The 23523-nt window shown below is 69.9% G+C and carries 19 protein-coding genes; 14 read left to right on the top strand and 5 right to left on the bottom strand.

Features of this window, described 5'->3' with window-relative positions; translation table 11 throughout:
- The first annotated feature begins 62 nt into the window (after positions 1-62).
- Positions 63-1970: a serine/threonine protein kinase gene (locus DFJ67_RS25555; RefSeq protein WP_116070340.1), complete on the top strand. Its 1908-nt coding sequence runs from the start codon at positions 63-65 to the stop codon at positions 1968-1970.
- Positions 1971-1976: 6 nt separating this feature from the next.
- Here the strand turns inward: DFJ67_RS25555 and DFJ67_RS25560 are convergent, their stop codons facing one another.
- On the bottom strand, positions 1977-2303 hold the full coding sequence (locus tag DFJ67_RS25560; protein WP_116070341.1) for an HPF/RaiA family ribosome-associated protein: 327 nt from the start codon (positions 2301-2303) through the stop codon (positions 1977-1979).
- A 216-nt stretch (positions 2304-2519) separates the two neighbouring features.
- Between DFJ67_RS25560 and DFJ67_RS25565 the strand changes: the two genes are divergently transcribed.
- Both DFJ67_RS25565 and DFJ67_RS25570 read left to right on the top strand, forming a co-directional pair.
- The gene (locus tag DFJ67_RS25565; RefSeq protein ID WP_116070342.1) at positions 2520-4394 is read left to right on the top strand and encodes a Xaa-Pro dipeptidyl-peptidase; all 1875 of its coding nucleotides are present in this window, start codon (positions 2520-2522) and stop codon (positions 4392-4394) included.
- Positions 4395-4453: 59 nt separating this feature from the next.
- A complete protein-coding gene (locus DFJ67_RS25570; protein WP_116070343.1) occupies positions 4454-4876 on the top strand; it encodes a nucleoside deaminase in 423 nt (140 codons plus the stop codon).
- Here the strand turns inward: DFJ67_RS25570 and DFJ67_RS25575 are convergent.
- The 3 genes from DFJ67_RS25575 to DFJ67_RS25585 form a co-directional block, all read right to left on the bottom strand.
- The gene (locus DFJ67_RS25575; RefSeq protein ID WP_170215977.1) at positions 4873-6360 is read right to left on the bottom strand and encodes a glycosyltransferase family 39 protein; all 1488 of its coding nucleotides are present in this window, start codon (positions 6358-6360) and stop codon (positions 4873-4875) included. The genes DFJ67_RS25570 and DFJ67_RS25575 overlap by 4 nt on opposite strands.
- 115 nt (positions 6361-6475) lie before the next feature.
- Positions 6476-7945: a sensor domain-containing diguanylate cyclase gene (locus tag DFJ67_RS25580; protein WP_116070345.1), complete on the bottom strand. Its 1470-nt coding sequence runs from the start codon at positions 7943-7945 to the stop codon at positions 6476-6478.
- A gap of 1 nt (position 7946) precedes the next feature.
- Positions 7947-9038: an FIST signal transduction protein gene (locus DFJ67_RS25585; RefSeq protein ID WP_147315600.1), complete on the bottom strand. Its 1092-nt coding sequence runs from the start codon at positions 9036-9038 to the stop codon at positions 7947-7949.
- 323 nt (positions 9039-9361) lie between these two features.
- On the opposite strand from DFJ67_RS25585, the gene DFJ67_RS25590 reads away from it, so the two are divergent.
- The 7 genes from DFJ67_RS25590 to DFJ67_RS25620 all read left to right on the top strand — a co-directional run bounded on the left by DFJ67_RS25590 (position 9362) and on the right by DFJ67_RS25620 (position 16552).
- Entirely contained in the window at positions 9362-10354 is a 993-nt protein-coding gene (locus tag DFJ67_RS25590) for a LacI family DNA-binding transcriptional regulator (protein ID WP_116070347.1), read from the top strand.
- 122 nt (positions 10355-10476) lie between these two features.
- The gene (locus DFJ67_RS25595; RefSeq protein ID WP_116070348.1) at positions 10477-11430 is read left to right on the top strand and encodes an alpha/beta hydrolase; all 954 of its coding nucleotides are present in this window, start codon (positions 10477-10479) and stop codon (positions 11428-11430) included.
- Positions 11431-11505: 75 nt separating this feature from the next.
- Complete coding sequence (locus DFJ67_RS25600) at positions 11506-12861, top strand: ABC transporter substrate-binding protein (protein WP_116070349.1); 1356 nt, start codon at positions 11506-11508, stop codon at positions 12859-12861.
- Entirely contained in the window at positions 12861-13772 is a 912-nt protein-coding gene (locus tag DFJ67_RS25605; RefSeq protein ID WP_116070350.1) for a carbohydrate ABC transporter permease, read from the top strand. The genes DFJ67_RS25600 and DFJ67_RS25605 overlap by 1 nt, the downstream gene beginning before the upstream one ends.
- Positions 13769-14593: a carbohydrate ABC transporter permease gene (locus tag DFJ67_RS25610; RefSeq protein ID WP_116070351.1), complete on the top strand. Its 825-nt coding sequence runs from the start codon at positions 13769-13771 to the stop codon at positions 14591-14593. The genes DFJ67_RS25605 and DFJ67_RS25610 overlap by 4 nt, the downstream gene beginning before the upstream one ends.
- A gap of 41 nt (positions 14594-14634) precedes the next feature.
- On the top strand, positions 14635-15492 hold the full coding sequence (locus DFJ67_RS25615; RefSeq protein WP_116070352.1) for an SGNH/GDSL hydrolase family protein: 858 nt from the start codon (positions 14635-14637) through the stop codon (positions 15490-15492).
- A 46-nt stretch (positions 15493-15538) separates the two neighbouring features.
- Positions 15539-16552 carry a LacI family DNA-binding transcriptional regulator gene (locus DFJ67_RS25620; protein ID WP_116070353.1) on the top strand — a complete coding sequence of 338 codons (1014 nt, stop codon included), beginning with the start codon at positions 15539-15541 and terminating at the stop codon, positions 16550-16552.
- Positions 16553-16613: 61 nt separating this feature from the next.
- Here DFJ67_RS25620 and DFJ67_RS25625 read toward each other — a convergent pair whose 3' ends face one another.
- The gene (locus DFJ67_RS25625) at positions 16614-18452 is read right to left on the bottom strand and encodes an RICIN domain-containing protein (RefSeq protein WP_239097451.1); all 1839 of its coding nucleotides are present in this window, start codon (positions 18450-18452) and stop codon (positions 16614-16616) included.
- Positions 18453-18673: 221 nt separating this feature from the next.
- Here DFJ67_RS25625 and DFJ67_RS25630 point away from each other — a divergent pair, with 221 nt between their 5' ends.
- The 4 genes from DFJ67_RS25630 to DFJ67_RS25645 are packed head-to-tail and all read left to right on the top strand — an operon-like array spanning position 18674 to position 23465.
- The gene (locus tag DFJ67_RS25630) at positions 18674-19918 is read left to right on the top strand and encodes a sugar ABC transporter substrate-binding protein (protein WP_239097450.1); all 1245 of its coding nucleotides are present in this window, start codon (positions 18674-18676) and stop codon (positions 19916-19918) included.
- A gap of 11 nt (positions 19919-19929) precedes the next feature.
- Entirely contained in the window at positions 19930-20907 is a 978-nt protein-coding gene (locus tag DFJ67_RS25635) for a carbohydrate ABC transporter permease (RefSeq protein WP_116070355.1), read from the top strand.
- Complete coding sequence (locus DFJ67_RS25640) at positions 20904-21728, top strand: carbohydrate ABC transporter permease (RefSeq protein WP_116070356.1); 825 nt, start codon at positions 20904-20906, stop codon at positions 21726-21728. Before DFJ67_RS25635 ends, DFJ67_RS25640 begins: the two co-directional genes overlap by 4 nt.
- A gap of 33 nt (positions 21729-21761) precedes the next feature.
- On the top strand, positions 21762-23465 hold the full coding sequence (locus tag DFJ67_RS25645) for an amylo-alpha-1,6-glucosidase (RefSeq protein WP_116070357.1): 1704 nt from the start codon (positions 21762-21764) through the stop codon (positions 23463-23465).
- Positions 23466-23523 lie beyond the last annotated feature (58 nt).

Here is a 23523-nt window from a genome sequence, read left to right on the forward strand (position 1 = left end):
ATCGTGCCAGGAATCTCGGTAACGAGCGAGAAGAGCGACGCAGGGCGGGAGTACGAGAGCGAATGGCCGTCAACCAGGCGCCAGAGATACGGCCACTGCGCGACGGCGACCCTCGGCGGCTCGGCCGCTACACAGTGGTTGGTCGGCTCGGCGAGGGTGGCATGGGCACCGTCTTCCTCGCGCGTACCCCCAATGGTGTGCTGGTCGCCGTCAAGGTGATCCGCACCGATCTGGCCCACGACGAGGAGTTCCGGCGCCGGTTCCGCAGCGAGGTCAACCGCGCCCGGCAGGTGCCGCCCTTCTGCACGGCCGAGGTGCTCGACGCCGACCCCAACCACGAGATGCCCTATCTGGTCGTGGAATACGTCGACGGCCCGAGCCTGGCCAGCGCGGTGCGGGAACGGGGTCCACTGTCGCAGTCGAATCTGCACGGGCTCGCCATCGGTGTCGCGACCGCGCTGACCGCGATCCACGGCGCCGGGGTGATCCACCGTGATCTGAAGCCCAACAACGTCCTGCTGGCGGCGGGCAGTCCGAAAGTGATCGACTTCGGCATCGCCCAGTCGCCGCAGGCCACGACCGGGCACACGACCGCGGACCAGGTGGTCGGCACCGCCGGCTATATGGCGCCGGAGCGGTTCGGGCCCACCACCGGTGCCTCCATCACCCCGGCGGCCGACATCTTCTCCTGGGGCGCGGTGATCGCCTTCGCGGGCACCGGCCGCAACCCGTTCGGTTCGGATCAGCCGCAGTTGGTGGCCGCGCGGATCCTTACCCAGCCGCCGGATCTGAGCGGCCTGTCCGGCCTGCTCCGCGAGCTGGTCGAACAATCGCTGGCCAAGGATCCCGACGACCGCCCGACCGCCCGCCTGTTGCTCGACCGGCTGCTGACGACGGGAGAGTCCCGCTCGCCCGCCGTGGCCGCCGCGTTCGCCCGCCAGCCGGCCCTGCTGGTCGCCGCGGAGGAGGCCGCACAGGCGACGGACCGGGGAGAGCCACCGACGGTCACCGACGACACCGCGGTGGTGGGAGCTGCACGTGCCGAACCGACCACCGCGCCGGTCGACCAGCGACCAGCACGACCCGCCAAACCGGTCGAGCCGGTCGCGCAGGTCGTCCCGGCCGCGCCGGTGTCTCCGCCGCCGGCCCAGTCGTCGGGCAGCCGGTGGAGCCGTTTCGTGGTCGCGGTGGTCGCGCTCGCGGCGCTGGTCGCGTCGCTCACCGTCGCGGGCCTCGTCTACGGCGTCATCCCCGTCTCCAACCGCGGCAACGCCAACCCGTCGCCCAACCCGAGCGCGCCGAACGTGCCGAACGTGCCGCCCACGACGAGCGCGGCGACGCCGTCACCCACCGCGACTCCGACACCCACTGCGACCGCCGCGTCCCCGACGGCACCGGTCACCGCCGATCCGGCCGGCCAGCTGCTCATCGCCAACCCGCTGATCACCGCGGGGGTGTGGTCGGCCCGTAACGACAAGGACAACCACACCACCTGCGCGTTCGACGGCGCGCTCGTGGTCACCCGGCAGACGGTCGGCTCCTACCGCTGCCCCGGTGTGCAGGATGTGCTGACCGACTTCAGCGTCACCGTCGACGTGAAGCTCCGCACCCCGGGCAGTTGTGCGGCGGTGTGGTTCCGCTTCGACACCGCCGGGTTCGTCCTGCGGATCTGCGCGGAGGCCTACTACCTGGTGACGCATGGCGTCGGCGGCCCGGCCACCGTTACCCCGCTGCGCACCTTCCAGCTCGCCGAACCCATCGCGACAGGCACCGCAACCAAGATCGGAATCACAGCCGAGGGTACGAACCTGGCGTTCTCCCGCGACGGCCGGCAGATCGGTGACTGGACGCAGGCCAGGTTCCAAAGGGGACGCGTGGTCCTCGGCATCTTCCAGGACGGCCAGACGAGCGCCCCCCCACCGTTCTCCGTGTCGTTCGCGAACATCGAGATCCGTACCCTCGCGAACTGACGGGTCTCATCGCACGCTGCGGCGGCCCTTCGCGTCGGTCAGGCGGCGGCGCAGGTCGTCGCGCACGTCCATGATCGCGGCGTGCAGGTCGTCTTCGGTCGACGTTGTGACGATCTTGTCCAGGTCGCGGGTCCAGCATTCCAGGGTGACCTTCTGGCCGGGCGACTGCCGGTCCTTCACCGAGATCTCCAACTCGGTCGCGTCGGCGTCGAACGATGCGAGGCGGGCGTCGAGCGGGCCGAACTGCTCGGCGATCCAGGTCCGGTCACCCTGCGTGAAACCGGTACCCATCCGCAGGCACTGCTCGACCGTGGCCGGGTTGGCGACGCTCATCTGATCTCCTCGGTTCGGCTACACACGACTGATGATCGTGTACCCCGGTTTCCGCGACCCCAAAACCGTTGTGCGGTCTACGAACCGGTCCCGTGATCATCTTCACCTGGCGCGGGACAAGGCCGAACGCGAGTCGGGCTTAACATGGGGAAGTGGATCATCGTGATCCACTCCTGCCGATACCCCTCGGTGAGTCCCTCTCGAACGGAGACGTTCATGCGCAGACCCAAAAGTCTGGCACTGCTCGGCGTCGCGATATCTGGCACGCTGATCGCGGCCGCGACCGCCTCTCCGGCATCGGCCCAGGAGGCCGCAACCCCGCCGCCGCACATCGTGGTCACCGACGGGATGACCCAGCCGGTCTTCTCGTTCGCCGACGCGATCGAGGAGCGGGTCTACGTGCAGACCCCGGTGGACACCGATCACGACGGCAAGCTCGACCGGGTCGCGATCGACATCTCCCGCCCCAAGGAGACCGCTACCGAGGGCTTCAAGGTGCCGGTGATCTTCGAGCAGAGCCCCTACCGCAAGGACACCTGGGACGACGTGCCCTACCCGAGCGTCCTGGTCGACGACCTGCCGCAGAACGGCTCGTCCGCACACCTCGGGCTCCAGCGCGCGACCGCCGAGCCGAACCCCAACGCGGCCGCCAAGGCCAACCTGCCCGGCTCGCTCGACGACTACTACGTGCCCCGCGGCTACGCCGTGGTGCTCGGCCAGAGCGTCGGCACCGGCGACTCCGACGGTTGCCCGACCAGCGGCGACCAGGCCGAGACGCTGGGCACCAAGGCGGTCATCGACTGGCTCAACGGCCGGGCCAAGGCGTTCGACGTCGCCGGCGCGCCGGTCAGCGCCACCTGGACCAACGGCTCGGTCGGCATGACCGGCGTCTCCTACAACGGGACGCTGCCCAACCAGGTCGCCACCACCGGGGTCAAGGGCCTCAAGACGATCGTCCCGGTCTCCGCGATCAGCAGCTGGTACGACTACTACCGGGCCAACGGCCTGGTCGTCGCGCCGGGCACGTTCCAGGGCGAAGACCTCGACATCCTGGCGCAATACACCGCCGGGCAGGTCCGGGCCCAGGGCACTTGCGTCGACGAGCTCGCCCAGATCACCGACAAGCAGGACCGGGTCACCGGTGACTACTCGAAGTTCTGGGGCGACCGCGACTACCGCGACGCGAGCGACGTGAAGGCCAGCGTCTTCGTCGTGCACGGCCTCAACGACTGGAACGTCAAGACCGAGAACTTCGCCGGCTGGTGGGACGAGCTCGCCCGCAACGACGTGCCGCGCAAGATCTGGCTGCACCAGGGTGGCCACGGCGGCCCGGGCAACAGCGCCGCGGTGACCCTGCCGAGCGGCCAGACGTGGACCTACAAGCAGACCGAGAACCGCTGGTTCGACTTCTGGCTGTGGAACGTCCACAACGGCATCATGGACGAGCCGACGGCCGTGGTGCAGCGCGAGGACCGCGTCTACACGACGTACGCCAACTGGCCGGACAAGGCCGCCAAGGACGTCGCGCTGCGGTTCGCCGCGACCAGCCCGACCGCGACCGGCGCGCTGACCAGCGGCAAGGCGCCGAAGCACAGCGTCGAGCAGAGCTTCGTCGACGAGGGCCGCACGATCGCACCCAGCACGCTGGTGTCGGCACCGGACACGGCCAGCCCCAACCGCCTCGCCTACGTCTCCCCGGCGCTCGGCCAGGACGTGCGGATCTCCGGCCGGCCGGAGATGCGGCTGCGGATGGCCATCGAGAACCGGCCGGACGCCAACCTGACGGCCTACCTGGTCGACTACGGCCCGACCAGCGCGACCGTCGTGACCCGCGGCTGGATGGACCCGCAGAACCGCAAGAACGCGTCGAAGACCGAGAAGCTCAAGCAAGGCAAGTTGTACGACTTCACGTGGACGATGGAGCCGAAGGACTACATCTTCCAGGACGGGCACCGAATCGGCGTGGTCGTGTTCTCCAGCGACCAGGACTACACCCTGCTCCCGCTCGGTGGCACCGAGCTGCGGGTGGCACCGAAGGACAGTGAGGTGCGTCTGCCGGTCGTCGGCGGACGGGCCGTGCTCGGCTTCTGAGCATTCCCCATTGGGTGCCCGGGTCGCCACGGCCCGGGCACCCGCTCCACAATTCGTGCATGGACCAACGAGACGAGCACTTTCTGCGGCGCGCGATCGCGCTGGCAGCCGCGGCACCGGCGGCCGGCGGGCGGCCATTCGGGTCGCTGCTGGTGGGGCCCGACGGGTCGATCCTCGCCGAGGGGCACAACACCGTGCCCGGTGACGGCGACATCACCGCTCATCCCGAGCTCAAGCTCGCCCGCTGGGCGGCCAGCGAACTCGACCCGTCGACGGCCGCCGGCACCACGATGTATACGAGCTGTGAGCCGTGCGAGATGTGCGCGTACGCCATCGATCGCTCCGGGTTGGGTCGGGTCGTCTTCGCCCTGAGCGCGGAGCAGTTCCAGGCCCTGTCGCGGGCCGTCGCCCCGAAGCGGGTCCCACGCGACGGTCCCGCCCTGTTCGACGAGGCACGCGCGCCGATCGACGCGTTCTTCTAGTCGTCGTGGGTCAGGTGGGGCCACATCCCGGCCCAGTCGGCGGTCGGCCCGGAGCAGACGCTCAGGTCGAGGTGATTGAAGTCGGTGTCCACATCGTACGGTGCGACAAAGGTGCCAACGGTTGAGCAGTGCCCGAAGTAGGGCCGGAGCTCGTCGGCGGAGTCGACCGCGAGGACAGTGGCGTCGGAGGCCGAACCGGGCCCCCACATGCCGTAGGCGTTGTGCCCCGACAGCACCGGAGGTAGACCGGCCGGGCCGAGCACGTCGAGCGCGGCCGCTTCGGCGTAGTTGCCGGTGAAGATCGATGTCGGTGACGTGCCCGAAGCGGCGAGCGTGCTGTTCTCGGTCGCCACGAACCCGGCCAGTTGCGGCCAGCCGACCGTGTCGGCCAGGTCGCCGCTGGTCGAGTGCGCATGCAGGTCACGCACCGGCCAGACGGGCAGCAGCATGGGCAGCTCCACCACGGTCGCGACCAGAATCGCACCGACGACGAGGGTACGCCGTCGCAGCGGTCGCCGGCCGCGGGCGAACCAGCGCTCGGTCGCCACCGACCCCGCGGCCAGCACGACCGGCAGCAGACCCGAAGTGTAGTAGGGCTTGCCCGGCACCCAGGCCAGCACGTAGGCAGCTACCACGGTGACGGCGACGGCGAGGTAGCGCGTCTGCGGCCTGCGCCACAGCCACCCGACGCCGGCGATCAGCACGGGTGCGGTGAGCAGGCCGCCGTAGAGGATCTGCGCCGGCAGACCGCCCAGGTAGGCGGCCGCGGACGTGTTCTCCCGGTGCAGCGACGCGGCCATCGCGAACTGGGGCCAGCCGTGCGTCGCCTGCCACACCACGTTGGGCGCCCAGATAACGGCGGCGATGGCGGCGCCCAGCCACGGCCAGCGCGTGCGCAGGATGTCGAAGCGGCGGGTGACCAGCAGACCGATTGCGATGGCCAGCAACAGCAGCGCGATCAGGTTGTTGGTCTGGAGCCCGAGGCCGGCGGCGAAGCCCGCGCCGAGCCACCACCGCGGCCGGTCCCGCGCGATCGCGGTGCTCACGCACAGCACGACCAGGGTCCAGGCCAGCAACGCCGGCGACGTCGTGTTGCCGATGTGTGTGGCGCCGAGCAGCACCGGTGCGCAGGCCAGGCACAGCGCCGCGAGCACACGGCCGAGGCGGCCGGCGCCGAGGATCGCGGCCTGCCGGGCGGCCAACACGACGATCGCGCCGCCCGCCAACGCGGGGAGCGCGCGCACGGCCGTCGGGTCGGTGCCGCCAACCATCGTGGCCAGCCGGGTCAGCAGCGGAGCGAGCGGAGGCTGGTCGACGTAGCCGAACGCGAGGTGGCGGCCGGCCTGGATGAAGTAGAGCTCGTCCTGCTGGAAGCCGTAGCCGGCGCTGAAGGCCAGCTCGACGATGACGAACGCGCCAGCGATGACCCAGACCAGCGCCGGCAGGCGGTCGTCGGGCTCGGTCACCCTGGTCGCCTCACGCATGCCGATTCGCCCCCCGCGTCGTTCATTGTCCGACGGGCTCCAGCCTCGCAGCCCAGGCGTCGCAGCGGATCCGTCATGCGATGGGCCGGCTCCACCGATCGGTGGAGCGTTCCGTTCAGCCGCCCGGGACGGTGTCGCAGTAGATGGCGTATCCGCCGGTGCCGCGGTGTTTGGCCTCATACATGGCGAGGTCGGCGCGGGCGACCAGTTCGGCGGGTTCGTGTCCGTCGGTGCTGCTCAGCGCGACACCGACGCTGACGCCCACCCGCAGCGACTGATCAGCGACCCGCATGGGCGCGGCCAGCGCGGTCACGATCCGGCGGGCCACGGCGGCGGCGTCCTGCGGCCCGTCGACCCGGCTCAGCAGCACCGCGAACTCGTCGCCGCCGAAGCGGGACGCCGTGTCGCCCGCGCGTAGCTGCGCGGTGATCCGGCCCGCGGTCTCGGTGAGCAGCTCGTCGCCGGCGGCGTGCCCGAGCGAGTCGTTGATGTCCTTGAATCGGTCGAGGTCCAGGAACAGCACCGCCAGCGTGCGGCCCTCGGCCTCCGCGATCGCCAGCTGCTGCGACAACTGCTCGAGGAACAGCCCGCGGCTGGCCAGGCCGGTCAGCGGGTCGTGGTGTGCCTGGCGCATGCGCACCAGCGTGTTGGCGTCGGTGAGGGCCAGGCTGACGTTCTCCGCGAAGGCGCTCAGGGTCTCCTCGTCGGCGGGGGTGTATCTGCGATTCGTGTCGCAGGACGCCACGACCAGGGCGCCGGTCAACACGCCGCCGTCGTGCACGGGGGCGGCCATCGAGGCGTGGACCGTGCTGGGGCCGAGCTGTCTGAGCATCCGCGACTGGAGCTCCCGACCGTGCCGCACCGCCACCCGGTCGGTGACGATCGCCTCGCCCGCCGGCGATGCGGCGGTGAGGTCGACCACGGGCCGGTGCGCCGGCTCGACGGGCCGCGTGCCGGCCGCGGCCGCCAACCGGGCCCGGCGCGAGTCGGGCTCGTCGCGCACCCACAGCAGCCCGATCTCGTCGCCGAGCAGGTCGCGGGCACCGCTGGTGATGGTGTCCAGGATGTCTTGGAGGTCTTCGCGGTGGGAGATCGCCCGCTGGATGGCCGACAGATGCTCCAGCAGCCGCTGCCGTTCCTGCAATGACTCGCGGATCGCGTGCTCGGCGACCAGCGTCCGCAGCATCGTCAGGGTCAGCTCCAACACCCGCGCCATACCGCGGACCAGGTTCTGCTCCTCGACCTGAAACGGCGCGCCCCAGCGGGCCAGCACCAGGTGCCCGGGGTGGCTGCCGGCCCACGACGCGGTCACCGTGGGGGAGCCGCCCAGCCCCGGAACGTCCAATTCGGAGCGTTCCTGCCGGGTCAACGCGACGATCTCCTCGTGCGGCACGTCGCCGGGCGGATACCCGATCGACGCCACCACTTTCCCGTCGATGACCGCGGCGGCGACCTCCGCTTCCAGCGCCTGAGCCGAGCGCTCGACGGCGTTCTGGATGGCGGAGGCCTCGTCGGGGGAGGAAGACACCACTGCCAGCAGCTCCACCAGCTGCTGGATGTGGAGTGACTCCGCGGGTCCGGCCATGTCAGCTCAAGGCCAGCACAGCGAGCGTCTGGTTGTGGAACCCGTCGATGCCGTGGTTGCGGGCGATCTCGCCGTAGGTGTAGAAGCCGGCGAACGGCATCGTGCCGGCCCACCGCTGGAGGCGCTCGCACTCGCGCCGGATGCCGTCGTCGCCCAGCACCGCGCGCAGCGCCGCGCAGCTGAAGGTGAGCATGCCGATCGGCTCGTTGCCCTCGAGCCGCTCCAGCGTGTCCTGGCAGACCGTGTCCACCGCGTCCAAAATGGACTCCTCGTCGCCGGTCATCACCCAGGTCAGGCCGCCCGGGTCGATCGCGCCGCCCCCGCCGATGGATCGGCCCTCGAGGTCGACCTCGGTGGAGAGGTTGCGGGCCTCGACGCCGCTGCGCCGTTGCACGCCGAGGGGGCGCGGCAGCACATAAGCGGTGAACGCCGATGGGTCCGTGTAGGCCTCCGGCGGCGCGTTCACCCGTTCCAGGTAGACATCGAGCGCCGGCCGGTCGTCGAGCGTCAGCACGCGCCCGTCGGCGGCGCGGGTCACGATCATCGGCTGGCCGACTGTGCGGTAGCCATGGCCGACCCCCACCGCGATCGGCGCCTCGGACGCGATGGCCGCGCCGATTACCGCGTCGGTGAGCACCTGCCCGTCCTTGAAGAGGTAGGCCCCGCTCATCCGCCAGCCGTCGGCCGCGGCCCCGCCGAACAGCGGCGTGCCCGCGCCCAGGGCGCGATAGCAGCCGCGCACGATGCTCTCCTGGTCGCGGACCAGGCCATCGGTGAGCAGCATGAGGACCTTGTGCGGTAACGAGACGTCTCGTATGCAGCCCGCGACCTCGTAGCCCGCGTCGGCCTGACGGCCGGAGACGTGCTCCGCGGCGCAGATGGCGATGTCGAGCCCGGCGCCGCCCATCGCGGCCACGGTGACCGTGCCGTCGGCGGGTCCGCCGACGCCGATCTCGCCGTGCGTGGTGCACCCGATGACGGGCACCCCTGGCGCGGCCTGCGCGACGCCGGCCAGCACCGCGGCGGTGTCGTGGGTGATGGCCGCGAACACGATCAACAGCTTCGGGTCGGGTCCGCTACGCGCTTCGCTCACGGCCGCGATCGCCGCCGCGCCGGAATCGGTCAGGCTACTGCGGCCGACGCCTAGCCAGCGCCGGTTATGCACCTGTTCGTCCAAGACTCGCACCTCACACCCTAGGTGAAGGGTTTTCGGTAGGCGTCGGTGCCTGGTTAATACCGTACTAGCCAGGCATTTCGCCGCCAGTCAGTGGTGAACCGTGCCCCCGCGCGGCAAGGCAGGCATCATTGAGTCCCATCGCGTATTGGGCTGCTGAGGCCGACCTCGATAGAGTGCTTCTGGTAAAGCGCTTCGAAGGGCCTCGAAGTGCGGAGCGGCACGCTGGAGCGAGGCGGGACGTGGCGGCGGACTATCGAGTCACCATCTACGAGGTTGCCGACCGCGCCAAGGTGAGCATCTCGACGGTGTCCAACGTCATGAACAAGCCCGACCGGGTCAGCCCGGCAACCCGCCAACGGGTCCTGGCGGCGGCCGACGAGCTGGGCTTCGTGCCGAAGGTGCAAGCGGTCAGCCTGGCCCGGCGCGCGACGGGCCGGGTCGGCGTGATGGCACCCTTCACCTCATACGGCTCCTACCTGCGGCGGTTGTCCGGGCTGTTGACCGCCGCGGCCGACCTCGAGATCGACGTCGTGGTCTTCGATCATGAGTCCGCCGCTCTCGCGTCGTCACCGGTGCTGGCCAGCATGCCCATCCACGGCCGGCTCGACGGGCTGATCGTGATGGGGCTGCGGATCGAGGACGCCATCGCGGACCGGCTGCGGGAGCGGAGCCTGCCGACGGTGGCGGTCGACGCCGACAGCGCGCTGTTCAGCCGGGTCGTGATCGACGACAACGAGGGCGGCCGGCTGGCCGCCACCCACCTGCTGGAACGCGGGCACCGCCGGGTCGGATATCTCGTCGAACGGCAGGTCTCCGACTACGAGTCGCAGGCGATCCGGCGCTTGTCCGGATTCAAGCAGGTCATCGAGGCCGCCGGGGGCGAGGTGGTGGTCGCGACCAGCGACAACTCCGTCGCCGACGCCCGCCAGGCGGTGGCGCTCCTGCTCGACCTGGCCGACCGGCCGACCGCCGTCATGGCACACCACGACGCACTCGCCGTCGGCGTGCTCCTGGCCGCCCGCGACCGGGGGCTGCGCGTGCCCGGCGACATCGCGGTGATGGGTTTCGACGACGGTGAGGCGGCGACGGCGGCCGACCTGACGACCGTGCGCCAACCGTTCGAAGAATCCGGAAGCACGGCGCTCGGTGTGCTGCTCGGCCACATCGATGGCTCGGATCTGCGCTCGACGACCGTGCTCGACGTTCGCCTGGTCGAGCGCTCCACCACCTGAACCCCTCGGGTAGCTTTAGCCGCTGAGCTGCGGTGCAGGCAATAAAAGTGCTTTAATGGAAACACTTGACAGGCCTTCCGCGATGCGGTTTCGTGCTTGTAACACGAGCGCGGGAGGTGTCCATGGAGCTGGATCAGGCGGTGCGGACGTTCCTGTCCACCAAGCCGGACTCCGGTGACCCTGACGCCCCGATCGCACAGCGGCGCAAGACCATCCACGCCGGGACCGACACGGTGTTCGGGATGTTCGGCCGGCCGGTCGCGGCCGCGCACAGCGAGCGCGACGTCGAGATCGCCGTGCCCGGCGGCCGGATCCGGCTGCGGGTCTATCGCCCGAGCGGCGCGGCCGGCCGGCCGATCCACGTCTTCCTGCACGGCGGCGGCTTCTGGCTGGGTTCCGTCGACGAAGACGTCAACCAGGCCATGTGTCGAAGCCGCTGCGCCGGCGTCGGCGCTGTGGTGGTCGCGGTCGATTACCGGCTGGCGCCGGAGCACCTTTTCCCGGTCCCGGTCGAAGACTGCTACGCGGGCCTGAGCTGGGCCGTCGAGCACGCCGCCGAGATCGGCGGCGACCCGGCGAACGTGTCGATCGGGGGAGTGTCCGCGGGCGCGACCCTGGCCGCGGCGGTCGCGCTGCTGGTCCGCGAGCGCCGCGCGGCGCCGCTGCGCCTGCAACTGCTCGAAGTTCCGCCGCTCGACCTGACCCTCGACGGCATGCGCGCCTCCGGGGTGGGCGACGACTTCGGCATCACGGTCGACGAGATGGCGCTGTGCCGCGACCTCTACCTGCCAGCGCCCGACGACGCCCGGGCACCGCTCGCGTCACCCCTTCGCGCGGAAGACCTCGCGGGGCTGCCGTCCACCAAGATCATGACTGCTCAGTTCGACCCCTTGCGCCACGACGGCGAACGCTACGCGGAGCGGCTCGAAGCGGCCGGTGTCCCGGTCTCCTACAGCTGCTACCTCGGCGCCGTCCACGGCTCCCTTGCTCTCACCGGCACCTGGCCGACCGCACGCGCCTGGCAGGAAGACCTTCTCCAGTGCTTGCGCGACGCCCATTTCCCATCGCACGCCTGAATTCATCCATCCCACCATCCCTCAACCGGCGGTGACCCCTCGCCGCCGGATGCTCCGCGATCCTGGAGGCCTGATATGGCTCACGGACCCACCCGCCGGCCGCTCCTGGCCGCGCTCACCCTTGCCGCACTAGCCGCCACCGCAGCGTGCAGCGCACCTGGCGGCAGCTCCGAGCCGGCCGGCGCCGCCACCAGCGCCCCCGCCGTCTCGGCGGCGACCTGCGGCACCGCGCCGGTCACCCTGAAGGGCTACTTCGAGACCGGCTTCCCGCTGCCGAAGAACCTCGCCGACGAGTTCACCAAGCAGTTCCCCAACGTCAAGTGGGACATCCGCGAGGACCAGTTCGCGGTGATCACCCAAAACGCGCCGCGCGTCCTCGCCGACGACCCGCCGGACCTGATGCGTCTCCCGCAGGTGTCCGAGCTCGTCAAGGACGGCCTTTTGAAGAACCTCGACGGGTACGCCCAGTCGACCGGTTGGGACAAGTGGCCGGCCTCGCAGCTCGAGCAGATGCGGGTGGGCGCGAGTGGTCAGCGCGGCGACGGCCCGCTCTACGCCATGGGCCTCAACTTCAGCATGACCGGCCTGTTCTACAACAAGAAGCTGGCCACGCAGATCGGCATGACGCAGCCGCCGGCGACGCTGGCCGACCTCGACGCCGCGCTGCAGAAGGCGAAGGACGCCGGCATCACGCCGATCGACCAGTTCAACGGCGGCGCCACCGGTGGCCTCGCGTTCCCGCTCCAGAACCTGATGACCGCGTACGGCGATCCCGCGCCGATCAACGACTGGATCTTCCAGAAGCCCGGCGCCACCATCGACACGCCGAGCAACCTGCAGGCCGTGCAGCACCTGGAGAAGTGGATCAAGGCCGGCTACTTCGCCGACGACATCAACTCGCAGGACTACGCGACCATGATGAGCCGCTTCATCGGTGGCAAGGCGCTGTTCATGTTCAACGGCGACTGGGAGTCGGGCAACCTCGACAAGCAGATGGCCGGAAACGCCGGCTTCCTGCTGATGCCGCCCGCGCAGGCCGGTGGCAAGCAGGCCGCGATGTCGGCGCCGCTGACCTACGGCATCAGCAGCAAGGCCAAGAACGCCGACTGTGCCGCCTTCTTCCTCAACTGGGTGGCCACCAACCAGCAGGCCCGCGACATCGCGGTGAAGGTCGGCGGATCGCACCCGATGGGCCCGGCCGACGCCTACATGCCGCCGGTCCAGGAGGGCACCGTCACGGCGGCCACGCTGGCCGCCGGCGCGACGATCGGCAAGGACAACGGCGCCATGGACTTCATCGCCAACGCGACCGGCGCCATCTACGCGAAGAGCTGGACGCCGCAGTTGCAGAAGCTGGCGGCCGGTCAGCAGACGCCGGACGCCCTGCTCAAGTCGGTGCAGAAGGACTACGAGACCCAGGTCGAGAACTAATGTCGGCACCGATCACGGGGCGGCGTGCGCGACGCGCGCGCCGCCCCCGGGCGGTCTGGCTGGGCTGGCTCTTCGCGGCACCGGCCATCGTCATGTACGCGACGTTCGTGCTCCGCCCGCTGCTGCTGACCGTGCAGTACTCGTTCTACGACTGGAACGGCATCGGCGCGTCGACCTGGGTCGGGCTCGACAACTACGGCCGGCTGATCACCGACTCGGAGCTGTTCGCCACGATCCTGCACGCCTTCGAGCTGATCGTGTTCTTCAGCGGCATCCCGGTGCTGCTCGGCCTGTTCGTGGCGGCCACCATCCGGAGCATCGCGGCGAGCCGCCTGGCCACGGTGGCCCGTACCCTGCTGTTCCTGCCCCAGGTCATTCCGCTGGTCGCCGCCGGCATCATGTGGAGCTGGCTGCTCTCCTCGACCGGCCTGGCCAACGAGCTGCTCTCCGCCGTCGGGCTCGACAGCATCACCCGGGCCTGGCTCGGTGACTTCGACACCGCGCTGCCCGCGGTCGGCGTGATCGGCGCCTGGGTCCTCGTCGGCCTGTGCACGCTGCTGCTGCTCGCCGGCATGAGCAAGATCGACCCGGCGCTCTACGAGGCGGCCCGCCTGGACGGCGCCGGCCCGGTCCGCGAGTTCCGTTCGATCACGCTGCCCAGCCTGCGCCAGGAGATCGGGGTGTGCGTCACGGTCACCGTGATCGCCGCTCTGGCCAGCTTCGACATCGTCTACATCTCGACGCAGGGCGGGCCGGGCAACTCCACCATGGTCCCCGGCCTGGAGATCTACTACCTGGCCTTCTCCGAGCGCGAGGTCGGCATGGCGTCGGCCCTCGCGGTCGCCCTGGTCCTGCTCGTGCTCGCCGTCGTCCTTCCGATTCAGCGCCTCACCAGGGACGGGTCCAGATGATCGTCAAACGCCGCGAGGCACTGATCGGGCGACTCCTGCTCGTCCTGCTGATGGCGATCACCGTCGTGCCGTTCATCAGCCTGTTCGTCACCGCGTTGCACCCCTCCGGCACCTACCCGTCGGGGCTGTCCTGGCCGGAGCACCCGCAGTGGGGCAACTTCGTCGACGCCTTCCAAGCCGCGAAGATGGGCAAACTGCTGCTGTCCAGCACGCTGATCGTGCTCGGGGTCGTCCCGGCCTCGCTGCTGTTCGGCACCCTGGCCGGCTTCGCGTTCGGGCACCTGCGGATGCCCGGGCACCGGATCGGCTTCCTGATCTTCGTGCTGGGCCTCACCCTGCCCTTCGAGGGGATCATCACGCCGCTCTACTACCAGATCCGCGACATGGGGCTGCTCAACACCCGCTGGGCGATCATCCTGCCGCTCATCGGGCTGTTCATGCCCTTCGCCGTGCTCTGGATGCGGGCCCACTTCGTCAACATGCCCGACGATCTGTCCGAGGCCGCGCGCATCGACGGCGCCAGCACCTGGCAATTGTTCTGGCGGGTGCACGTGCCACTGGCCATGCCCGCCCTCTCGTCGCTGGCCATCCTGCTGTTCCTCTGGACGTGGAACCAGTTCCTGCTGGCCATCGTCCTGGTCGACGACCCCGCGAAGCGGACCATGGCCGGCGCGCTCGGTGCGTTCCAGGGCCAGTGGGGCACCGACATCCCGCTGCTCTGCGCCGGGGCACTGCTGATCCTGGTGCCCACGCTGACCGTCTTCCTCATCTTCCAGCGCCGCTTCGTCGCGGCGCTGCTGCAAGGTTCGATCAAGGGCTGAGACATGGATGCACCAAACCGGACCACCGGCACGCTCGAACGGTGGCCCGCGTGATCGCCGCCCGCGGCTACACCGACGCCGAACGCCGTCACTTCCTGCGCTACACCCGCACCCAGTCGTGGCCGATGCTCCAGCGGTTCCCGGTCGACGACGACCTGCATGCCGAGTTGCTGGCCCAGATGCTGGCCTGCACGCCGGAGACGATCCGCGCGCTGCTCCGTTCGCTGCACGACGAGGCCCGCGCGGCGGCGGCACAGCTGCTGGCCGACGACCACTATCGCGACGCGGTCGCCGGGCTGCCGTTCCGGCCCGAAGACCGGATCGCCGCCGTCGGCGACTCGATCACCGCCGACCGCCTCGGCTGGTTCGAGCTCCTCGCGGCCTCGATCGACCTGACCGGCGCGCCGCAGGCCACCTTGGTCAATCTCGGGATCAGCGGCAACACCACGGCCGACGTGCTCGAGCGCTTCGATCTGGTGGAAGCGGTGCGGCCGACCCGGGTGCTGCTGATGCTCGGCACCAACGACGCTCGCGCACACGGCCGCACCGGCCGCTACCGGATGGCCACCACGGAGGAGACGGGACGCAACCTGCGAGCTCTCGTCGACCTGATCACCCGCGACTTGAACGCCCCCGTCACGATCATCACGCCACCGGCCGTCAACCAGGGCCGCATCGACAGCTTCTTCAGCGACGCCCCGCTGCACTGGCAGGCCACCGCGGTCGCCGAAGTGGCCGGAGTCGTCCACCAGGCCGCGCCGGACGCCCTCGACCTGCACGACGCCATTTCCGCCCACGGCACCGACGATCTCCTGGAATCCGACGGGGTCCACCCGACTCCGGCCGGTCAGCGGCTCATCCTGGCCCGTATCGTCGACCATCTACGCACCGTCGGCTGACACCGGCGCTGTACGCTGCCTAGAATCGATTCGATCAGGGAGCTGGATGAACATCGGGGAGATCGCCCGGCGCGCGGGAGTGTCGCGCAGCACGGTGTCCTACGTGCTGAGCGGCAAGAAGGCGGTCTCCGAGCCGACCCGCCAACGGATCCAGGCGGTCATCGACGAGTTGGACTATCGCCCCAACGCCACCGCCCGGGCGCTCCGGGAAGGCCGCACCCACACGCTGGGCCTGGTGATCCCGCCTGCCACCGCGCGGCTGACCGACATGCAGCTGGGCTTCGTCGCGAGCGTGGTCGAGGCCGCGGCGCGGGTTGATCTCGACGTCCTGCTGTCGCCCTCCGGCGGTGACCACGACCGTTCCTTCGAGCGGATCGTCACCAGCCGCCGCGTCGACGGCGTGATCCTGATGGAGATCAGGCTGGAAGACGATCGGGTGAGTCGGCTGCGGCAGACCGGATTGCCGTTCGTTACGATCGGTCGCACCGCGGACCCGAGCGGCATGTCCTGGGTCGACGTCGACTACGCCGGGCTGATCTCCCGGTGCGTCGGGCACCTGGCCGACCTGGGCCACCAGCAGATCGCGTTGGTCAACCGGTCCGCCGAGCTGGTCGCGGCGGGCTACGGCCCCGGGCACCGGGCGCAGGTCGGGTTCTCGGCGGCGGTGACCGAGCGTGGCCTGACGGGCGTCGAGGTCTGCTGCGGCGACGACGCGTCAGCCGGCGAGGCCTGCGTCGAACAGCTCCTGGCCGCGCACCCCGACGTCACCGCCATCGCCACCATCAACGAGGCGGCGCTGCCGGGCATGCAGCGGGCATTGGACACGGCGGGTCTGGCGGTTCCGCGCGACTTCTCCGTCGCCGGAGTGGCCGCCCGGCATTGGGCCGAAGATTTCCGACCCGCGTTGACCGCCGCTGACCTGCCCATGCTCGAGATGGGCGCCGACGCGGTGGCGTTGCTGATGGAATGCATCGCGACTCCGCAGGCGCCGCCGCGGCACCAGCTATACAGCCCGCCGATCTCCCTGCGCGCCAGCACCGGGCCGGTCCGCGGGCGCTGAAGGCCCGCGAGCTCCGCCCGGTGGAAGTCGTCACGACCTTCACCGGGCGGAGCCCGATCGGCTAGCGACCCCAGAGCCGCCAGGTCTGGTTCAGTGGGCTGCTCTGCCCGATCGGGTTGCAGGTCCACTGGTGGATGGGCGCTCGTGCGGCGGTGGATACGGTGCTGACGTCGACGCACTTGCCGCTGTGTCGGGCGACGAGCTGATAGTCGTGGCTGTCGTTGCCGGAGTAGGTCACCTTGCGCAGGGTGAACTGCTGGTTGGTGGCACCCGCGAGGCACGGCCACTGGTGCACGGCGGCGCCGTTGGCGGTCGACACTCCCGCGACGTCGAGGCACTTGCCGCTCTGCTGGTTGACGACCGTGTAGGTGTCGGCGACACCGGTGACCGGCCGGAAGTTCCACAGTTGCTGGTCGCCGCCCTCGCACCAGAACTGTTGCTGCACGTTGCCGTCGGCGGTGCTGAGGTTCGCGTTGTCCAGGCACTGCTGGGAGTGTTGGGCAACGGCGACGGACTGGAAGCTCGCGTCCGACGGCGGCAGCAGTGTGACCGTGAAGGTGTCGTTGACGGTGTTGTGCGGCAGGCTGACGGTGGCGCCGTTGTTCGCGAGCGTCACCACCGTGTTCTGGATCGTGATCGGGCCTTGCACGGCGCCACCCGCGTTGTCCGGGATGCGCTGCACCCGCACGCGGACCTGGTTGTTCTGCACGATTCCGCTGGTGGTGTCGAGGCGTTGCAGGCCGACGGCGATATTGCCCGTCGTTCGCCCGCCGCCGACCAGGATCCGCGCCGATCCGGCGGTCTTCGTCGCGAAGGCGTCGTAGGAGGAGCTGGGTGTGACGGCGACGATCTGCCCGGTCTGTGCACCGTAGTAGCGGTAGGCCCACCACTCGCCCTTGGGCACGTTCTGGCCCACGCTGTTGCGCAGCAGCAGGTTTCCGATGAAGTCGTGCAGGTTGTTGCCGCCGGCCCAGTTGGCCCGCAGTCCGTCGGCCCCGGCCCGCTCCAGCCGGGCGATATACCAGGCGCCGTCGGCGGGGTTCTGTTCGTCCGAAGCACCGTACTCATTGATCTGGTATGGCCTTGGGTGTGGGATGCCGCGCGGGTCGAGGGTGGCGTTGGCGGCGGCCACGTTGGAGACCGGGTCGCCGGGCAGGGAGTGCCAGCTGATGATGTCCGGCACGACGTTGTTCGCGCGCACGTAGTCGAGATACTGGTTCCAGAACGCGTGCGTCGTCGACGGCACACAGGCACAGCTCGGACCGACGATCAGGTGGTTCGGAAACGCCGCGCGGATGCGCGCGTAGCTGCGCCGCCAGAGCTCGAAATACTGCGACTGCGGGCGGTTCCAGAAGAGCGTGATGTTCGGCTCGTTCCAGATGTCCCACTGCACGGCGATGCCGGCGGCCCGGACGTCGTTGATGACGCGGGTCAGGAAGTTGTCGTAGTCGGTCCAGTCACCGTTGTCGCCCGGAAACCGGGAGATCGGATATCCGTCGGCGCCCCAGAGGTCGTGGGGGAGCAGGATGAACTGCCCGCCCAGCGCGATCGTCCGGCGGGCCTGCGCCACGGTGGCGTTCCACCGGCGCTCGTAGCCGCCGCTGACCCAGCCGCCCGGTGAGCCGAGCTGCGCACCGCCGGCCCGCATGTAGCGGAACTTCACGTCGCGGTAGAAGTGGTCGGCGGGTCCCGAGGCGTTCTCGGTCATGCCGTAGATCCAGCCGGACGCCCGGTAGCTCGGGGCGCTGCCGGCGCTGGCGAAGTTGACGCTGATCGACTCGTCGGCCGCGCGAGCGGGAGAGGGTCCGCCGGCGACCGCGGCGCCGGCCACGAGCAGCCCGACGGCGATCCGGGCGACCAGCCGGGTGCGGCGGTGCCTGGTCCTGAACAGGGATCTCACTGGCAACTCCTTCGAGGACGGGGAAGGTGCGAGCGAACCGATTCGCCGCGCAGCGTAGGACCACTCCATCACGACTGTCAATGTCTGGCCGATTCGCGAAGCGAGCGCTTCTTGACCGGCGCATCGCGGCGTCCTATCTTCATGCGAACCGATTCGCCGAATCGGTTCGCTCAAGCTTGGTCGGACCCATTCCCCGAAGATCGACTCAAGAGTGAGGCACAGTGCAGACATCCACCTTCCGGCGGCGCGCGGGCAGCGCCGCCGTGGTCGCGGTCGCCCTCGCCGCCATGTTGACGGCCTGTTCGTCCGATGAGGAGAAGCCCAGCGAGGGTGGCGGCAGCTACGCCATCTGGGATCCGTACCCGCAGTTCGCCGACGACTCCGACTGGGTCAAGCTGCTCAAGGACTGCGGCACCAGCGCCGGCGTCACCGTCGAGCGCACCGGCTACGACACCACCGACCTGACCAACAAGGCGCTGCTGGCGGCGCAACAGGACAACTCTCCCGACGTTCTCGTCGTCGACAACCCGGTGATCTCGACCCTGGCCGAGGCCGGCGCACTGACCACGACCGAGGACACCAAGCTGGACACCTCGTCGATGGAGCCGAACCTGCTGGGCGCCGGCCAGACCGGTGGCAAGACCTTCGGCGTCCCGATCGGCGCCAACACGCTGGCGCTCTACTACAACAAGGCTCTGCTCACCGGTGCCGGGGTCGACCTCGCCACCGTCAAGGACTGGCCCTCGCTCACCGCCGCCCTGGCCAAAGTCAAGGCGGCCGGCAAGAAGGGCATCACCTTCTCCGCGATCGGCACCGAGGAAGGCAGCTTCCAGTTCCTGCCGTGGTTCTGGGGCTCCGGCGCGCAACTGACCGCGCTGGACTCCGCGCCGGCGGTGGCGGCGCTGTCGCTGTGGACCGACTGGCTCAAGCAGGGCTACGCGCCCAACTCGGTCATCAACAACACCCAGACCACGAGCTGGCAGGAGTTCGCCAGCGGCGACTACGCGTTCGGCGAGAACGGCACCTGGCAACTGGCCAACGCGGAGAAGCTCGGCTTCGACTACGGCATCATCCCGATCCCCGGCAGCTCGGGCGGCACGGCACCGGCGCCCACCGGCGGCGAGTTCGTCTCGATCCCGGTACAGAGCGACACCGGCCGGTATGCCACCTCGCAGAAGCTGGTCGCCTGCCTGACCAGCGGCGACAAACTGCTGGCCACCGACACGACCCTGTCCTACATCGCGCCGGTCGCGGCGGTGCAGGCGAAGCAGGTCGAGGCCAATCCCAAGCTGGCCGTGTGGGTCGACGCGGTGAAGGCGGCCAAGGGCCGCACCGGCGACAACCTCGGCACCAGGTATCCCAGGATCTCCGAGCCGATGTGGACCGCGGTGCAGGCCGCACTCAGCGGTGCGAAGACGCCGCAGGAGGCGTTGTCGGCCGCGCACACCGCGGCGGGCACGAAGTAACGCGACGACTGATGGACAACGCAACCACGTCCTTGCGACAGGTGGCGCGCGACGCCGGTGGAAGGGCGACCAAAGCCCTCCCACCGGCACCGCGGAAGCCGGCCGGGCGCCACGGCACCCGCTGGGCCGGCTGGCTCTTCCTGGCACCGGTCGCGCTCTACCTGCTGGCGTTCTACGCCTACCCGGTCTACCGCAACATCGAGCTGAGCCTGCGCGAATACACGGTCCGCTCGTTCGTGCAGGGCGGTGCGCCGTTCGCGGGCCTGGGCAACTACGCGAAGGTCCTGTCCGATCCGACGTTCGGGCCGGCGCTCCTGCACACCGTCGTCTTCACCGCCGGGTCGCTGGCGTTCCAGTTCACCATCGGGATGGCGCTGGCGGTGTTCTTCCACCAGCATTTCCCGCTCTCCCGCACCCTGCGGGCGCTCTTCCTCATCCCGTGGCTGCTGCCGCTGATCGTCTCCGCGTCGACGTGGTCATGGATGCTCAACAGCGACGCCGGTGTCGTCAACGCCGGGCTCGGCGCGCTCGGTGTGAGCCCGGTCAACTGGCTCACCTCGCCGCAATGGTCGCTGGTGTCGGTGGTCATCGCCAACGTCTGGATCGGGATCCCGTTCAACCTCGTGGTTCTCTACAGTGGACTCAAATCGATCCCGCCCGACGTCTACGAGGCGGCCGCCCTCGACGGCGCCACCGGCTGGCAGCGGTTCCGGCGCATCACGCTTCCCCTGCTGCGACCGGTCTCCGCGATCACCCTGTTGCTCGGCCTGATCTACACCCTGAAGGTCTTCGACATCGTCTGGATCATGACGAAGGGCGGGCCGACCGACTCCTCGACCACTTTCGCCACCTGGTCCTACCGGCTCGGGTTCGGCAACATGCTGCCGGCCTTCGGCCCGGGTGCGGCGGTCGGCAACCTGCTCATCGGCATGGCGCTGGTCGCCGGCCTGATCTACATTCGCGTCCAGCGGAGGCAGCACCTGTCATGACCGCCCACCGGCTGCACCGGCGGTGGAAGACCGCCGTGGGCGTGGCACTGACCGCGCTGATGCTCTTCCCCGTCTATTGGATGATCAACGTCTCGTTCACCCGTGACCAGGACATGCGGGCCGACCCGCCGCACCTGATCCCGATCGGCGGCACGCTCGAGGGCTACCGGGCCGTGCTCCACCAGCAACTGCCCTACCTCGGGGTCAGCTTCCTGGTCGGTCTCGGCACCGTCGCGCTCACCCTGGCGCTGGCCGCGCCCGCCGGCTACGCGCTGGCCAAGCTGCGACCACCGGGCGGCGGCGCGCTCAGCTTCGTGCTGCTGATCGCCCAGATGATCCCGGGAATCATCATGGCGATGGGCTTCTACGCCATCTATCTCAACCTGGGTGTGCTCAACTCGGTGGCCGGGCTGATCCTGGCCGACTCCACCTTGGCCGTGCCCTTCGGTGTGCTCATCTTCGCGGCCTTCATGTCCGGGATCCCGCGGGAGTTGACCCAGGCCGCCGTCGTCGACGGGGCCGGTGCCCTGCGGACCTTCTGGTCGGTCGTGCTGCCGGTCAGCCGCAACGCGCTGGTCACGGTCTCGCTGTTCGCGTTCCTGTGGTCGTGGTCGGACTTCGTCTTCGCGTCCACTCTGGATGGCGGAGGTGACCACCAACCGATCACCCTCGGGATCTACCACTACATCGGCAACAACAACCAGCAATGGAACGCCATCATGGCCACCGCGGTCGTCGCGTCCATCCCCGCCACCGTCCTGCTCATCCTGGCCCAGCGCTACGTCGCCGCCGGTGTGACAGCGGGCGCCGTCAAAGACTGACCCGACGAGCACCACGAAAGGCAGCTGCCACCCATGACCGTCGCCCCAACCGGTCCGGCGTTCTCCGTCCAGGACATCCCGTTCAGCTACCGCGGATCCTGGCTCAACATCTCCCCGGTGGTAGCCGAGAACACCTACGACGACGACCTGCACCTGGTCTCACACCAGACGGGCCTCCATCCGATCCTTCGGTTCGCGCCGACCACCGCCGCGACCGTGCGGGCCACCGCCACCCTGCTGACCTGGAGCAGCGGGGATGGCCGGATCGAGCTGACCTACGACGGCCCGAGCGCCGTCCGGCTGCGCGGAATGCGGCTCGGCATGCGGATCTCGGCCGCCAGCCGTTCGCTCACCCCGTTCAGCGGCACCTACCTCTACCGCGATCCCGTCGACGGCTCGCACGTGTTGACGTCGTACGAGACCGGGCGTCGCTACCGGCTCACCGTGCTCGCCGGCGACCTCGGCGTCGACGGTGCGCAGGCGCTCGGATCCGCGGACCGGGCCCTGACCCTCGCAGCCGGCCAGGCCTGGGAAATCGCGATCGAGGAGTACGCCACCGCCCGGCGTCCCTACGCCAGCGAGGCCACCTTCGAGCAGCTGTGCCGGACCAACGCCGCCGATTTCCACGCCTTCGTCGACGCGGTCGCCCCCTGGCGCAGCGCGCGGACACCCGCCGCGGAGCTGGCGGCCTACGTGCTCTGGTCGGCCACCGTCGACCCGGCGGGCTTCCTCGCCCGGCCGGCCGTGCTGATGTCAAAGCACTGGATGAACAAGGTCTGGAGCTGGGATCACTGCTTCAACGCCATCGCCCTGGCTCCCGGTCAGCCGGACCTGGCCTGGCACCAGTTCCAGCTTCCCTTCGACCACCAGGACGAGGCGGGAGCGTTGCCCGACTCGGTGACCCACTCCGAGGTGCTCTACAACTACGTCAAGCCGCCGATCCACGGCTGGGCGTTGCGGCACCTGCGCCGCGGCCTGCCCCGGCCGGTCGAACGCGCGGAGCTCGCCGAGACCTATCGACGGCTCGCCCGCTGGACCGGGTTCTGGCTGGACAGTCGCCGGGTGCCCGGCCACGACCTCGCCCACTATCAGCACGGCAACGACAGCGGCTGGGACAACGCGACGACCTTCGACGGCGACCGCGTCATCGAGACGGCGGACCTCGCCGCGTTCCTGGTCATGCAGCTACGTTGCCTGGCCGGCCTCGCGGTCGAGCTCGGCGAGCCGCCGCAGCGATGGACCGAGACCGCCGACCGGATCCACGCCGCCATGCTCGAACAGCTCTGGAACGGTGAACGGTTCGCGGCCCGCAGTGCCCTGACCGGCCGGCGCCGCGCCAGCACCAGCCTGCTCGACCTCATGCCCGTCGTGCTCGGCCCCGACCTGCCGGGCGACGTCGGGACCGCCCTGGCGCGCGGCATCGAGACCCACCTGACCACCCACGGCCTGGCGACGGAGCCGGTCGACTCCGCTCACTACGCCGCTGACGGCTACTGGCGCGGACCGATCTGGGCGCCCTCCACCGTGCTGATCGAAGATGGCCTGCGCCGGGCGGGCAACGTCGCGCTCGCCGACGAGATCAGCCTCCGGTTCCGGGCCCTGTGCGAGAAGTCCGGCTTCGCCGAGAACTTCGACGCCGAGACCGGGGTCGGCCTGCGCGACCGCGCCTACACCTGGACGGCGAGCAGCTATCTCATCCTCGCCGGTGCATACGAGCGCCGGGCGACCCGAGGCTGACCGCGACGGGGGAGGCTGGCGGACGGGCGCCCCCGTCCGCCAGCCTGGTCGCTCGCCG

Source organism: Asanoa ferruginea, from assembly GCF_003387075.1.
GTDB lineage: Bacteria > Actinomycetota > Actinomycetes > Mycobacteriales > Micromonosporaceae > Asanoa > Asanoa ferruginea.